The organism is Fenollaria sp. C0166D3 (assembly GCF_056590255.1).
Map to the genome: position 1 here is coordinate 140,118 of NZ_JBWPVU010000004.1, position 13,538 is coordinate 153,655.

13 protein-coding genes are annotated in these 13,538 nt (G+C 38.1%); 1 reads left to right on the forward strand and 12 read right to left on the reverse strand.

Annotated elements, in window-relative coordinates:
* Positions 1–17: 17 nt before the first annotated feature.
* From AC1EJ0_RS04270 to AC1EJ0_RS04280, 3 genes are read right to left on the reverse strand one after another with little or no spacing between them, the layout of a single operon-like run.
* Positions 18–239 (reverse strand): acyl carrier protein, encoded by a 222-nt coding sequence (locus AC1EJ0_RS04270; protein ID WP_480023287.1) that lies wholly within the window; start codon positions 237–239, stop codon positions 18–20.
* Positions 236–964 (reverse strand): N-acetyltransferase family protein, encoded by a 729-nt coding sequence (locus AC1EJ0_RS04275; protein WP_480023286.1) that lies wholly within the window; start codon positions 962–964, stop codon positions 236–238. Before AC1EJ0_RS04275 ends, AC1EJ0_RS04270 begins: the two co-directional genes overlap by 4 nt.
* The gene (locus tag AC1EJ0_RS04280; RefSeq protein ID WP_480023285.1) at positions 945–2,423 is read right to left on the reverse strand and encodes an amino acid adenylation domain-containing protein; all 1,479 of its coding nucleotides are present in this window, start codon (positions 2,421–2,423) and stop codon (positions 945–947) included. Before AC1EJ0_RS04280 ends, AC1EJ0_RS04275 begins: the two co-directional genes overlap by 20 nt.
* 760 nt (positions 2,424–3,183) lie before the next feature.
* Here AC1EJ0_RS04280 and hcp point away from each other — a divergent pair.
* Positions 3,184–4,809 (forward strand): hydroxylamine reductase, encoded by a 1,626-nt coding sequence (hcp, locus tag AC1EJ0_RS04285; protein ID WP_480023284.1) that lies wholly within the window; start codon positions 3,184–3,186, stop codon positions 4,807–4,809.
* Positions 4,810–4,866: 57 nt separating this feature from the next.
* Here hcp and AC1EJ0_RS04290 read toward each other — a convergent pair whose 3' ends face one another.
* From AC1EJ0_RS04290 to AC1EJ0_RS04330, 9 genes are all read right to left on the reverse strand, one after another.
* Entirely contained in the window at positions 4,867–5,520 is a 654-nt protein-coding gene (locus AC1EJ0_RS04290) for a Crp/Fnr family transcriptional regulator (protein ID WP_480023283.1), read from the reverse strand.
* 419 nt (positions 5,521–5,939) lie between these two features.
* On the reverse strand, positions 5,940–6,545 hold the full coding sequence (locus AC1EJ0_RS04295) for a CadD family cadmium resistance transporter (protein ID WP_480023282.1): 606 nt from the start codon (positions 6,543–6,545) through the stop codon (positions 5,940–5,942).
* Positions 6,546–7,209: 664 nt separating this feature from the next.
* On the reverse strand, positions 7,210–8,553 hold the full coding sequence (locus tag AC1EJ0_RS04300; RefSeq protein ID WP_480023281.1) for a C1 family peptidase: 1,344 nt from the start codon (positions 8,551–8,553) through the stop codon (positions 7,210–7,212).
* 10 nt (positions 8,554–8,563) lie between these two features.
* Positions 8,564–9,874, reverse strand: a complete 1,311-nt coding sequence (locus AC1EJ0_RS04305) for a C1 family peptidase (protein WP_480023280.1) — start codon at positions 9,872–9,874, stop codon at positions 8,564–8,566.
* 128 nt (positions 9,875–10,002) lie between these two features.
* A complete protein-coding gene (locus AC1EJ0_RS04310) occupies positions 10,003–10,485 on the reverse strand; it encodes a ferritin (RefSeq protein WP_480023279.1) in 483 nt (160 codons plus the stop codon).
* Between the two features lie 101 nt (positions 10,486–10,586).
* Positions 10,587–10,778, reverse strand: coding sequence for a FeoB-associated Cys-rich membrane protein (locus AC1EJ0_RS04315; RefSeq protein WP_058259560.1), 192 nt, complete (start codon positions 10,776–10,778; stop codon positions 10,587–10,589).
* Positions 10,778–12,925, reverse strand: coding sequence for a ferrous iron transport protein B (feoB, locus tag AC1EJ0_RS04320; RefSeq protein WP_480023278.1), 2,148 nt, complete (start codon positions 12,923–12,925; stop codon positions 10,778–10,780). Before feoB ends, AC1EJ0_RS04315 begins: the two co-directional genes overlap by 1 nt.
* A 72-nt stretch (positions 12,926–12,997) precedes the next feature.
* Positions 12,998–13,219: a FeoA family protein gene (locus AC1EJ0_RS04325; protein ID WP_058259561.1), complete on the reverse strand. Its 222-nt coding sequence runs from the start codon at positions 13,217–13,219 to the stop codon at positions 12,998–13,000.
* A 1-nt stretch (position 13,220) separates the two neighbouring features.
* Positions 13,221–13,439, reverse strand: a complete 219-nt coding sequence (locus AC1EJ0_RS04330) for a FeoA family protein (protein WP_480023277.1) — start codon at positions 13,437–13,439, stop codon at positions 13,221–13,223.
* Between the last annotated feature and the right edge of the window lie 99 nt (positions 13,440–13,538).

Consider the following 13,538-nt stretch of genomic DNA (forward strand, 5'->3'; position numbering starts at 1 on the left):
AGTGAAGCTTGTAAAACTCATTGCAATGATTTAATTAGTTTCTCTATCGCTAAAACGTTTGCGAAATTCTCTGGTAATAGCTCGGAAACTTGTATTTTAACGCCAAAAGCGTCGTTTAATTCTATGACTAATGTCACTATGTCGAAGGAGTCAAGTATGCCTTCTTCGATGATTTCAGTTGCGTCCTCAACCGCTTCTCCAGTGACGTCTTCGATTATTTCTTTTATTTTTTCTTTCATTGGTCTTCCCTCCAAATATATACGTAGGACTTAAGTCCGTCCTCTTTAAATCCATGTTTATGGTATAGTTTTATCGCTCTCGAGCCTTCATCCGTCCACACATTGACACGTTTTTTCTTAGAAACGCATCCAAGATAATGGCGTAAAATCTCGCTGCCAAGTCCCTCGCCTCTCTTAGCTGGGTCTATGTAGAAGTGCTCGATACTGTCCTTAAACGCATCCGTGCTAAACTCGATAAAGCCAGCGCCGTCAATCCCGATGAAAAGTTTTTTCGCTATGCGCTCCTTGATCTCATCTAAGTCAAGTCTTTCGCCTGAGTACTCATCAAAGCTTTGTAGCGCTTCGCAAATAAATTCTGCGTCGTCGATGTATTTGACTCGCTTTGATTCATAAGGCTCTTTATGATTTAGGCGCAATCTCACTCTTGTCTTATATAGCTCAAAGCCAATATCTTCAAGCGTCTCATCCATTTCCTTAGAAACGATTTCGCTCACAAAAGTGCCTTTCGCATCAAATTTTTCATTGATATCATTTATATAATAATAAAGTTTGTAATAGCCCTCTCTTTTTATCAAGACATAGAAATTCCTATCGCCTTTTATGTAGTAGAGCCTAGCTATATTGGCTTCATATAGCGAAGTGTTCATGTAATCGTTTGTGATGGAGCCTTCATAAGATTTTAAAATCTCAAGCTCCTCTAGTGATTTAAACTTCTCCACGTTCATAAATTTCTAAAAGCCTCTTCTTATCAATCTTAGTGTTTTGTGTCTTGGGAAGAGCGTCCATGTGCACAAACTTCGATGGAAGCATGTACTTTGGCAGCCTTTCAAGGATAAAGTCCTTAAACTCCTTCCTTGAAAATTCCTTTCCAGAGTAAAACAAAATTATAATTTCATTTTCTTTGTCAAAAACAGCGCTCGCTTCGTGTATGCCCATGGCGTAGACCTGTCTTTCTATCTCGTCTAGCTCGATTCTATGGCCAAAGACCTTGACCTGATTGTCCTTCCTTGCCAAAAACTCTATCTCGCCAAACTTATTTCTTCTAACAAAGTCACCGCTCCTGTAGACAATCTCTCTATATGCCTTGTTTAGCGGGTTTTGCACGAAAGCCTTCTCAGTTTGATCAAGCTTATTGTAATAGCCGTAAGAAACGCCTCTACCCCTGATAACAAGCTCGCCCTCGTCAGCTTCACGATCGCCATCAAGTATCATGACCTCCATATTCTCACAAGCCTTGCCAATAGGGATGATCTCATCATCTTGAAAATCCCTGTCAAGCTTGTAATAGCAACAGTCGCAAGTCGCCTCAGTCGGTCCATATAGGTTAAAGTACTCAGCCTCTACAGCTTTGCGCCAGATGTTCAGCTTTTGCGCGCTCATTTGCTCGCCAGCAAAAGTAACTAGCCTTATATACTTTGGCTTATCTATATCAAAAACATTTGAATTTGCAAGTATATTAAGCGCCGACACCGACCATAGTATAGCCGTAATTTTATTTTCGTTTAAGTATTCAACTACCTTGACTGGAAATAAAAAGTCCTTTGTATCCATTAAGTATAAAGTCGCTCCAGTCTTGGTAAATAGGCAAAGCTCCTTAAGCGACGCATCAAAGAAGAGCGGCGTTTGATTTGCAAGCCTATCGTTTTCGTTTATCTTAAGCGTTTTGTAAAGCCAATCTTGTAAGTCCACGAGCATGAAATTGCTGATAACAACGCCCTTTGGCTCACCAGTCGTGCCTGATGTAAATAAAACATAAACAGGATCTGCGTCTATCATCTTTGCTCTGATCCCTTCAAGAGCCGCCTCTTCACAGCCATAATCATGGTTATAGTCATATTGAAGAGCATAATCTTCAAAAATATTCTTCGTATGATAAATGCCTAAAGTGCTCTCAAGACGCTTTTTGATAGTTTCAATCCTCTCATGAGGCATGGCCGCATCGATGGGCACGTAAAAGTTGCCGCTGTAAAGAACAGCGAAGAAAGAGATTATAGTCTCAAGTAGCCTGTCAGTCTCAACCATGATGGGACGCTTCGTCTGTGGATGAATTTTATGTATCTCACTTGCAAGACTCATAGCCCTCGCGCGAAGCTCACTGAATGTGATGGACTTCTCCTTGTCAACGATGGCTACTTTGTCAGGATATTCACTTGTTATACGGTCTAGTTGATCGATGAATAGCATATTACACCTCATAATAATATTATCACAAAGCCCTCTAATTGTCAATAATTTCGCATTCAAAGGGCGCCTGGAACTAATAGTGAGAAAAGTGATTTTCACGAGCGTAGCATTCGGAAAAAACTGTTTTAATTTCGTAATTTGCAAAAAAATCAGGATGATTTTGCGTTGTACAGAATTTTTTGGAGTGAGGTGTGCAATCGCACTCCGCAGCGACAAAATAATGCGAAACTAGCAAAAGGGCTTGATTTAATGCAAATTTGGCGCAGTGACGGCCGTTGAATCCATCTAGTTGAGCGAAGCGAACGAATATGGGCTCACAGGTGAACAAGCTTAGAAATTATCAGTTTTCGTAGACCAGCAAGCGAAGGAAAACACTTTTCGATGTGCAATGCTCAAGTACATTTGTACGGTTAAATCCATGCACCAAGAGAACGAGCGTTAGCGATGTTCGATTGGCTATGCATGTCTTATGCCAGAGTTTACAAAGAGACGGAGCGTTAGCGAACGTCGATTTGCATAAACTTACGGCCAAGCTTGCTTCGTCAGTCCACTTCGTCCCATGCATACGTTTGCTCTGCGAAATCCGTTTCAAAAAGAAATAAAGATCTTATCAATATCTCACAAAAAGATCTTAATATTTTATAAGAATTATTATAAAAATTTTTTATAGTGTAAGATATGTTACAGCAAGAAGACTCCCTTAAGTATAAAATATAGACAAGATAGAAGATAGAAAATGAAAAATTAAAGGAGGAAAATTATGTTTTGTTACCAATGTCAAGAAACTTTAAACAACAAAGGCTGCACTAAGGCTGGTGTCTGCGGTAAAAAGGCGGATGTTGCCAGCGCGCAAGACCTACTAGTTTATACTACTAAATTACTGTGTGATGTTTTAAATAATCTTAGAGGTGAAAACTACACTATAGATAAAAAGTACAATCACATGGTTACTTACAACATGTTCATCACCATTACCAATGCAAATTTTGATTTAGACATGATACTAGATCAAGTTATAAAAACTATAGAAGCTAAGGATGAGCTACTAGCTAAATTAAATGATAAATCTAAACTACGCAAGCTAAGTCTTTATTCTGACAAGGACAAAGATAAGCTTATGGCTTTGGCTGAAATAGTCGGTGTTTTAGTAACTAAAGATGAAGATCAAAGATCACTTAAGGAGCTAGCAACATACGGCATCAAGGGTATGAGTGCATATATGAAGCATGCCAACACACTTAACTATGACGATGAAAGTATTGATATCTTTATTCAAGAAACACTTGCAAAATTCATAAATATAGAAATTCCAATTGACGAGCTATATGAAACAGTATTAAAAACTGGTGAATACGGCGTTAAGGCCATGGCTCTGCTTGATAAGGCAAACACTGAAACTTACGGCAACCCAGAAATTACAAAGGTTAATATCGGCGTTAGTGATAAGCCTGGTATACTTATATCCGGCCACGACTTAAAGGATATTGAGATGCTTTTAGAGCAAACTGAAGGAAGCGCTGTTGATGTTTACACTCACTCCGAGATGCTACCTGCGCACTACTATCCGAAGTTTAAAAAGTACAAGCACTTCATAGGTAATTATGGCAATAGCTGGTGGATGCAAAAAGAAGAGTTTGAAAAGTTTAACGGACCAGTCCTATTTACTACTAACTGCATAGTGCCACCAAAAACTGATTATATAGATAGGATATACACAACAGGAGCCGCTGGCTTCCCAGGATGTAAACACATCGTAGCTGACGAGAACGGTCACAAGGACTTTACAGAAATTATTGAGCACGCTAAAAAATGCAAGGCGCCTGTTCAAATCGAAGAAGGCGAGCTAGTAGGTGGCTTTGCACACAATCAAGTTCTTGCACTTAAAGACAAAGTTGTAGATGCAGTTAAATCAGGAGCAATCAAAAGATTTGTTGTCATGGGCGGCTGCGATGGAAGGCAAAAAGGAAGAAGCTACTACACAGAATTTGCAGAAAAGCTTCCAAAGGATACTGTAATACTAACTGCTGGCTGCGCAAAATACCGCTACAACAAGCTTAATCTTGGAGACATAGCAGGTATACCAAGAGTATTGGATGCAGGTCAATGTAACGACTCTTACAGCTTAGCAATGATAGCACTAGCGCTTAAGGACGCCTTTGGCCTTGATGATATCAATGACTTGCCTATAATCTACAATATCGCATGGTACGAGCAAAAAGCTGTCATAGTCTTACTTGCACTGCTTTCACTTGGAGTAAAGAATATACACCTTGGACCAACACTACCAGCTTTCTTAACAGGCAATGTAGTTAATATAGTAGTAGAAAAATTTGGCATAGCTCCAAACTCAAGTGTTGATGAAGATCTAGCAAAGTTCTTCGCATAAGAATATTTAACAAAAAGAAAACCATTGTTCAGATAAACTCTGTTCAATGGTTTTTTTCTATAATAGGTCTTCTAGCTTTGTTCTAGAAAAATATATTTTATTATCCCTTTCTTCGATAAGCCCCTCAGCCTTCATCTGCGACAACTCTCTTGATAGAGACGGTCTCGGTACACTTAAAAATTCTGCAAAAGCAGTCTTTGTAAATGGCATCTTAATAAAGTCTCCCTCGTCATTAATTAGAAGGTAATTGATAATCTTGTTACGAATAGACTTAGCCGTGCATATCATAAGCTTCTTGTTTAGGTAGTAGGCTTTGTTTGCAAGTATGCTAATGATATTATTTATTATCATCTTATAATTATCTTCTTGATTTACAATAAAATCTTTCTTTATAGTAAGAAGCGAAGTGTCTTTAGTAGCGCTAGCATAGTGATGCAAAGGTTCATCTACAAAAAGATACACCTCAGCAAATACAGTGCCAGGCTTATCAAAGACATTGACTATAGTTTTTTTACCGCTCTGAGTGATGTTCTCAACAGCAATCTCGCCAGATAGCAAGATATAAAGCTCCTTTGCATAATCACCAGCAATGAATACACTCTCTCCACGCTTAAAATTTTTCACCCTTGCCTTTGCGAAGTTTAGATAATCTTCAATATCTTCACTCTTCATGCCTTTAAATAGAGACGATTTTTTCAAAATATCTATCATATATCCTCCCTAGCAACTGACTTTATCATTCTTAGATATAATCCTTATACCCATAATATATAAGTTTGTATGTGTTAAGATGCAAAAAAGAGAGCAAAACTCAATTTGCTCTCTAATGATATTTTATTAAAATTTTTATCGTGTCAATGAGCCATCACCAAACTAAATTTTTAGATAAAGAAGAACCTCATCCATCATCAAAACTTCGTTTTGGATGGGTCCTGGCCGTAAGTTTAATCAAATCGACGTTCACTACGTTCCGTCTCTTTGTAAACTCTGGCATAAGGCATGCATAGCCAATCGAACTTCATTTCACTCGTTCTCTTGGTGCATGGACTTAACAACCTTAGTGCTTCGCACTGGCCTGAAAAGACCTACTAAAGATTTCCTTTAATAGGTCTGAAATATAAAAATAACTATTAACTTGTGATTAGGGAAATGAGATAATTAATCGTTCCATTTTCAATCAATATATAGAGACCGAGCCCAATAAACACGACTGGTACAATTATTTTTTCGTACTTTTCTACAGTTTCTCCGATAGCAGAAATTGAGGCGAGTCTTTGAGATAATTTGCATAGAACTAAAATTCCTAACGCAAATATTACTAAACTTATACTAATCTCAATCAAACTCTTTCCTGTAAAATAGGGAATATAAATTCCTAAATTATCTCCACCCATTGCCACTGTTAAGCTTGTAAATGCTAAGATTTTTGATCCATCTCTGGTAATTTTTCCCTCGATATCTTCTTCATCAATATCTTCATCCACAAAAATTGCTCTTATACCAAGACCTAGTGGAATTAGACCAAGGAGTCCGATAATCCAATCTTGTGGAATAAAATTTAAAAAGTAAGCGGCAATTAGACTAACCAGAACAAGCAGTCCTGTACCTAAATACTGTCCTGCATAAATTGATTTCAAACCTTTCTTGCCTTGACTGGCGAATAAAATAGTCAAAACAACTAAGTAGTCAATTGATGTAGAGACAAAAACTAATAAAGCTGATACTATTGTTTCCATTATTTCTCCTTTCAAAATGTTTAATTTTTTTAGACAATCAAAAATTGACTGCAAACGCATTGTGCCTTGGCAGTTGCCAATGGAGACACTTGAAGAAATAACTTCACAATTTTCCCACCTTTCCTTTTAATATTAGCTATAGTATACTATAATAGTCGGATTTTGTCAAATATGCTGATAGATATCCACGCAAACTATAGAGATTGAAATTATATAAAATTAGATATGCCAAACAGAGTTTGCAGAGCAAAGAAGAACCTCGTCCAATATGGACGAGAACCTTTACGCTAGGATGGATGGGACGAAATAATCCGCCGCCATGCAGAGTTTGTGCAAAAAAGAGAGCAAAAATTAATTTGCTCTCTAATGGTATTTTTATTAAAATTTGTATTGTATCAACGAATAGTCGCTGTACTAAATTTTTAGATAAAGAAGAACCTCATCCATCATCAAAACTTCGTTTTGGATGGGTCCTGGCCGTAAGTTTAATCAAATCGACGTTCACTACGTTCCGTCTCTTTGTAAACTCTGGCATAAGGCATGCATAGCCAATCGAACTTCATTTCACTCGTTCTCTTGGTGCATGGACTTAACAACCTTGGTGCTTCGCACGAACGCAAAATCCTATCCTAGCATAAAAAAAGAAGGCCAATGCCTTCTTTTTTTAAGCTAGTGAACCCATCGGATCCCACGGTTTTAGTACAACCGGTGCCTTCTTATAATCTTCTTGTTCTTTCTTAGTCAAGTACTTCTTATCAACCACTGCTTGATAAACAAAACTATCGAACCATTCGTCACTCATAACAAAGTGACCTTTGTAGCCAAATTCATCGCCCCATGAGTTTTCAACTTTGAATCTGACTGGCTTAGTGCCGTCCATTTCAACGCCTGTAAATGTCATGGCGTGTGTCATTAGTGAGTAGCCATAATCAAGGCCATCTTCCTTAGAGATTTCTAAATCCATATCAAATAATGTTTCGTAATCGATAACGTCTTTGGCAAGTGTTGCTCTCTTGTCATCCTTATCGCCTGTGAACATGTCTTTGCCTACATCACAGCCGAACCAAACTGGCATGCCGTCTTGCAATTGCTTAACGATGGCTCTCTTTAGGTCTTCGATTTTTAGATTTAAGTGCTTAACTTCTCTGCCTTCAACGATATTGCCAAGGTACTTGATTGTGAATGTCTTGTTGAATGGCTTATCCTTTGTTGGCGCGTTTATGATTGAAACGAAGTCATCTAGGTTTAAGCCGACATATTTCTTGAAAAAGCTTTGAGGAGTTAAATTCTTTTCTTCGATAAGTTTATGGTCTTTGTCATGTGCAATGAAGTCGAAGCTTTCTGGAAGCTCGCCAAGTGTTGCAGTTAGTACGTTAAATACGTCTTGTAGAGCCGCTTCTTTAAGTGCGTTTACTTCTGCTTTGCTCTTGCCTTCTTTAACTGCTTCTCTTAAAGTAACTGTGTTCTTTCTAAGTATCTTTGAAAGGTACTTATTTAGCTCTCTTGTGTTTGATGAAGCGACTGTTTCTGGATAAACGTATTTTGGCACAAGACCATATTTATTAACGATGTTTACAAACATATCCCATTGGCCGCCGTCACATAGTGGGTCGCCCATAAGGTATTGCATTACTCTATCTTCTATCGGTTCATCTGCCTTTTCTATAACTGTTTCGAAATAGTAATTACTTCTTTCTAATTTATCAAAGAAGAATGGATAGCTTTGCGATAGTTCAAAATTTTCTAAGTTATATTTTTTAATTATGACATTTCTCATAAAGTTTAGTGAAGCAAACATCCAGCATCTGCCTGATGCCTTTTGGTTACATACGCAACCATTGTCAATATCGATGTTAAACTTATATGGATTTGCCTTGATCTTGTTTACATCTGTCGCAACTTTTCTGATACCGCTTTGAACTGCAGCGTTCATGGCAACGATATTCTTCTTGTCAGCTAAAAATTCTTTTTCTAATTCATTTAATTTATCTGTGCTTAATTGTCTCATCTTCTACCTCCTACGATTCCCATGGCATAAGCTTGATAGGCTCTTCATCAAGGGCTGCAAGCTCTTCTGCGTTTAGGTATTTCTTCTTCGGAATGATTTCGAAAGCATAGTTATCAAACCAAGCCTCGTCCATAACTAGGTAGCCTCTGATGCCGGCCTTTTCGCCCCAAGAGTTTTCGACCTTGAACTTAAGTCCTTCATCAGTCCTGTCGTAGCCAACTAGGACCATGGCGTGAGTAGTGTTTGACTCGCAAGTTTCCATGCGTTCAACCTTAGTTTGCTTTGTATCTATGTCGAATAAACTGTCTCTATCAAGTAAATTGTATACAAGGTGGCCAGTTCCATCGCCATCACGCGATACGAAGGAGTCCTTACCAACGTCGCAGCCAAACCATAGAACTTCGTCGTCATCAAGCATAGCTACCACTATGTCCTTCATTCTTTGCATTGAAACGTTTAAATATTTTAGTGAACCGCCAATTCTTTGTTGAATAAAGTCTCTTTCATAAACTTTATTTTCTTCCTTGCCCTTGCCTGGATAGTTGCCTAGTTCAACGTATTCACTTATATCGTCTGCCATAAATTCTCTGTAAAAGTCAATGGCTGTGATGTTTCTTCTCTCAATAAGTTCGTCGTCTTTGTTTTTCATAATCAAATCGAATCTCTTTGGAGGCACACCTAGGGCAATGGCTGTGATTTTGTAAACGTCTTTAAGTGCCTTATCTTTGATCTCTTCGATTTCTGCATCAGTTTTTGCATTTCTAATGTCTTTAGCAGCAATCTTTAGTCTCTTGTCTAAAACGAAAATAAGGTTATCAGTCTTTTTCACGTCAGCTGTGTCTGGATAAACGTATTCAGGGACTATACCATATTTGCTGATTAGTCTTGAGAATGTTGTCCACCAAGCTCCGTCATCAGCAGCGTAGAAGATAACGCCTCTATTTAACCTATCATCAAGGTCTTTATCCTTAAGTGCGATAACATCTTCAAGGTATTGATTAGCCCTTTCAAGCTTGTCAAAGAAGTATAGGTACTTGTGTGAAAACTCCATGTCGCCTAGCTTAAACTTCTTCATCATATTGACTCTGATAACATTAAGGCCGGCAAACATCCAGCATCTACCGGATTGTCTTTGGTTTGTCATCTTACCTATATTGATAGTTTTCTTGAATACATCTGGGTTTTTTGTAAGCTTCGCATAATTTATGGAAGCGTCCATGATGCCAGCAGATGCGATCATATTTTGTGCTGCCTTGTTAAAGTTCTCGTCATATGACTTTTTGAACTTAGCAAGGACATCTTTTGTAATTGATTTTTGCATATTGTCCTCCTTTATATATAAATTATTTCATCTCTCGTAATAATTATAACTCTTTAAAAATATTTTTGCAAGTATATTAAAAGGGAAAGACAGAATCTTTCCCTATATATCCAGCCGTATAAATTAAACTATTTAGATCCTAATTCTCTGTCTATAGTAATCTTTGCTGCGATGTTGCCATCAGCAAGTGTGAAGTTGTCAACGATGTCAAGAGCAAGCTCTTCTTCTTCGATTTGTTCATTGATAAATTGATGCATAAAGATCTCAGTTGCGTAGTCATCGTTCTTCTTAGCTACGTCATGAATCTTGTAAATTCTTTCAGTTACTTTCTTTTCATGATCTAAGATAATCTTTGCTACTTCTAGAGGTTCCTTAACTTCAAGAGCTTTCATTTCAATAGTTTTAAGCTCAGGCTTAGCGTCACGCTTTTGGATAAATTCGATGAATTGATCGGCATGAGCTAATTCTTCTTTGTAATGATTAGCAAGCCACCTAGCGTAGCCTTTGTAGTTTTCTCTCTCCATAGCGATGGAAAGGTTTAGATAGATATAACCAGAGTATAACTCATAGTTAATTTGTTCATTCAATGCGTCTAATACTTCTTGTTTCATTGTATTTCCCTCTTTCAAATTATTTATTTAATATACAGCCGAATAACAAAGTTATTGCTATGAAGAAAGCCGGCGCAAACCGGCACTTCATATAAATTTAATTAAGCTTTTTCGTTTTTCTTCTTAAGCCACTCTTCGTAGCCTTTTTGTAGTTCTTCATTATTCTTTGCGCAATCGCCGCAATGAGGGCAACCTACGCATCCGCCTTCCTTGACTGAGCTTCTGACCTTCTTTATACAGAAGAAAACTATAATCAAAACTGCGGCTACTATAATTATATCTGTTGGGCTCATTAAACCACCTTCTTGTATTTTTGTCTTTGCTTAAATCTTGCGTATAAAGCGCCTACAATAGCTACAACGACTAGGCCTGCTAGCACATACAGAATTAGATTGCCTTTTACGTCAACTGCTTCTGAGGCTTCTTCAGCACTTGCGTAATCAAGTAAGATCTTTTCTGTAAATTTTGTGCCTTTGAAAATTAAATTTCCTACTTGGTTAACGATTAGGGCTAAGACATAGGCAAGTCCAGTTTGGAAGCCTACAGTGAATAAAGTGTCCTTAGCGTTACCAAGCTCTCTTTTCATAGCTCCGATAGCTGCAAAACAAGGGGCTGCAAACATTGTAAATATAATGAATGCAAAAGCACTAACGTAGCTGAAGTAGATAGGCACCTTTGATCCAACTGTCGCAAATGTAGCAACAACTACTTCCTTCGCAACAAGTCCAGTGATTGAAGCAACAGCTGGCGCCCATGAGTCGCCAAAACCTAGTGGAACGAAGATGTATCTTAGTACGCCGCCAATCTTAGCAAGCATCGACTCTTCAATCGCATCGCCCAAGAACTCAAGTTTAAAGTTAAAGCTTTGTAAGAACCAAAGTGTTAGGCAAGCAAGTAAGATAACAGTTCCCGCCTTGATGATAAAGCTCTTGCCCTTTTCCCACATGTGTATAACAACGTTCTTAAATGTTGGTATTCTATATGGTGGCAGCTCCATAACGAAAGGAGCAGGATCGCCTTTAAATCTATTCGTACGCTTTAAGATAATACCCGCTATAATTACAACGACTATAGAAATAAGGTATATCATCGGAGCGATCCAAGGGGCACCATTGAATATCAAAGTGATAAACATGGCAAATATAGGTAGTTTCGCTCCGCATGGTATAAATGGTGTTAAAAGTATTGTCATACGTCTGTCCGCGTCTGACTCAATAGTTCTAGTCGCCATAACGCCTGGGATAGAGCAGCCCGTACCTATAAGCATAGGGATGAAGCTCTTACCAGATAGACCAAACTTTCTGAATAGCTTGTCCATGATGAAGGCAACTCTCGCCATATAGCCCGAATCTTCTAAAAGTGAAAGGAAGAAGAAAAGTAGCATTAGTTGCGGAACAAATGTAAATATCGAGCCTATAGGTTGAACGATACCGTCATTTACGAGCGATGTAACTACTTCAGATGCGCCTATTTCAGGAAGCTTTGTAGTTAGGAACTCGCCAATCTTTTCAAAAGTATTTTCAATAAAGCCTATGCAATAGTCGCCAAGCGTTGATATTGACACATAGTATATAAACCACATGATAGCTAAGAATATAGGGATCGCTAAAAATCTATTGGTAACGACTTTGTCAATCTTGTCAGACAAGCTAAGTTTCTTTTCGCTCGGCTTTTTGACAATGCCCTTAATATCCTTTTGAATATTTATATATCTTTCACTTGTGATGATGGACTCACTGTCATCATCTTCTTTTTCTTCACAAGCTTTGATAATCTCTTCAACTTTATTAAGTAAATCGCTTGAAAGATTTATCTTCTTGATAAGTTTTTCATCGCGTTCAAATATCTTGATTATAGTGTATCTCTCACTATCATAGTCAAGACCTGTAGCCTCAGCTATTCCCTTAAGAGCTTCTTCGACATCATCTGCAAAAAGCTCTTTCATAGGAAGCTTTTTTAAGTGGCCGATCTCTATTGCCTTAGAGATAAGATCATTAAGACCCTTGCCCCTAACAGCAGCAGTTGGCACTACATCAACACCAAGCTTATCTTCAAGCGCTTTTACATCGATTTTTGTGCCGCCCTTTTCAATCATATCCATCATATTAAGGGCGATGACAGTTGGAACGTTCATCTCCAAAACTTGGCTTGTTAAGTACAGATTTCTTTCAAGGTTAGTCGCGTCAACTATGTTGATGATAACGTCAGGCGCCTCGTCCTTGATATAATCTCTAGTAATGACCTCTTCCAAAGTATATGGGGATAATGAATAAATACCTGGAAGGTCGACTACTTCTATGTCTTTATGTTTTAATAATTTACCGGTTTTCTTCTCAACGGTTACCCCAGGCCAGTTACCAACGTATTGATAAGCGCCAGTTAGGTCGTTAAACATTGTAGTTTTGCCACAGTTAGGATTACCAACTAATGCAATTCTCAAAATAATACCTCCGTTAATAAATTAATTAGCCTAAGTTAATTTGTCTAGGCAAGGCTTCTAAGTGAAAAATAATTACTCTATCTCTATGTCTTTTGCTTCACTAGCTCTAATAGATAGCTCGTATCCACGCACTTCAAGCTCCATAGGATCACCTAATGGCGCAACTTTAACAAGGGTAAGTTCAGTACCCTTAGTGATGCCCATATCCATGATGTGTCTCTTAACAGCCGATGTGCCGTGAAGCTTTTTGACTACGCCCTTCTCACCAATTTTTAAGTCAACTATAGTTTTCATACTACGCCTCTCTAACATCAATCTTCGAGCCAAGCTTCATGTCAATAGCAAGCCTTGACTCAAAAAGTTTTACAATAATTCCACTGTCAGTCTTTTGCAAGACAGTTAAAGGCGCGTCAGGAACAAAGCCTAAGTTCTTTAGCCTCGTCAAAACCTCTTCACTTCCTCTGATTTTATTAATGATGTAGTCTTTGTTTTCACTAGCCATGATTAAAGGCATCGTCCTCACCCCTTTTCGACAATATGTATATTAGCCCACGCTAACGAATCTATTATACACTGCTAACTCCACTTTGTCAATAGCTTTTGTAAAAAAATA

Excerpts from the sequence above, each read along its gene's own strand:
- AC1EJ0_RS04315 (WP_058259560.1), bottom strand. The coding sequence starts at position 10,778 with ATGAGCCCAACAGATATAATTATAGTAGCCGCAGTTTTGATTATAGTT.
- AC1EJ0_RS04300 (WP_480023281.1), bottom strand. The coding sequence starts at position 8,553 with ATGAGACAATTAAGCACAGATAAATTAAATGAATTAGAAAAAGAATTT.
- AC1EJ0_RS04310 (WP_480023279.1), bottom strand. The coding sequence starts at position 10,485 with ATGAAACAAGAAGTATTAGACGCATTGAATGAACAAATTAACTATGAG.
- AC1EJ0_RS04330 (WP_480023277.1), bottom strand. The coding sequence starts at position 13,439 with ATGCCTTTAATCATGGCTAGTGAAAACAAAGACTACATCATTAATAAA.
- AC1EJ0_RS04290 (WP_480023283.1), bottom strand. The coding sequence starts at position 5,520 with ATGATAGATATTTTGAAAAAATCGTCTCTATTTAAAGGCATGAAGAGT.
- AC1EJ0_RS04295 (WP_480023282.1), bottom strand. The coding sequence starts at position 6,545 with ATGGAAACAATAGTATCAGCTTTATTAGTTTTTGTCTCTACATCAATT.
- hcp (WP_480023284.1), top strand. The coding sequence starts at position 3,184 with ATGTTTTGTTACCAATGTCAAGAAACTTTAAACAACAAAGGCTGCACT.
- AC1EJ0_RS04280 (WP_480023285.1), bottom strand. The coding sequence starts at position 2,423 with ATGCTATTCATCGATCAACTAGACCGTATAACAAGTGAATATCCTGAC.
- AC1EJ0_RS04305 (WP_480023280.1), bottom strand. The coding sequence starts at position 9,874 with ATGCAAAAATCAATTACAAAAGATGTCCTTGCTAAGTTCAAAAAGTCA.
- AC1EJ0_RS04270 (WP_480023287.1), bottom strand. The coding sequence starts at position 239 with ATGAAAGAAAAAATAAAAGAAATAATCGAAGACGTCACTGGAGAAGCG.
- AC1EJ0_RS04275 (WP_480023286.1), bottom strand. The coding sequence starts at position 964 with ATGAACGTGGAGAAGTTTAAATCACTAGAGGAGCTTGAGATTTTAAAA.
- AC1EJ0_RS04325 (WP_058259561.1), bottom strand. The coding sequence starts at position 13,219 with ATGAAAACTATAGTTGACTTAAAAATTGGTGAGAAGGGCGTAGTCAAA.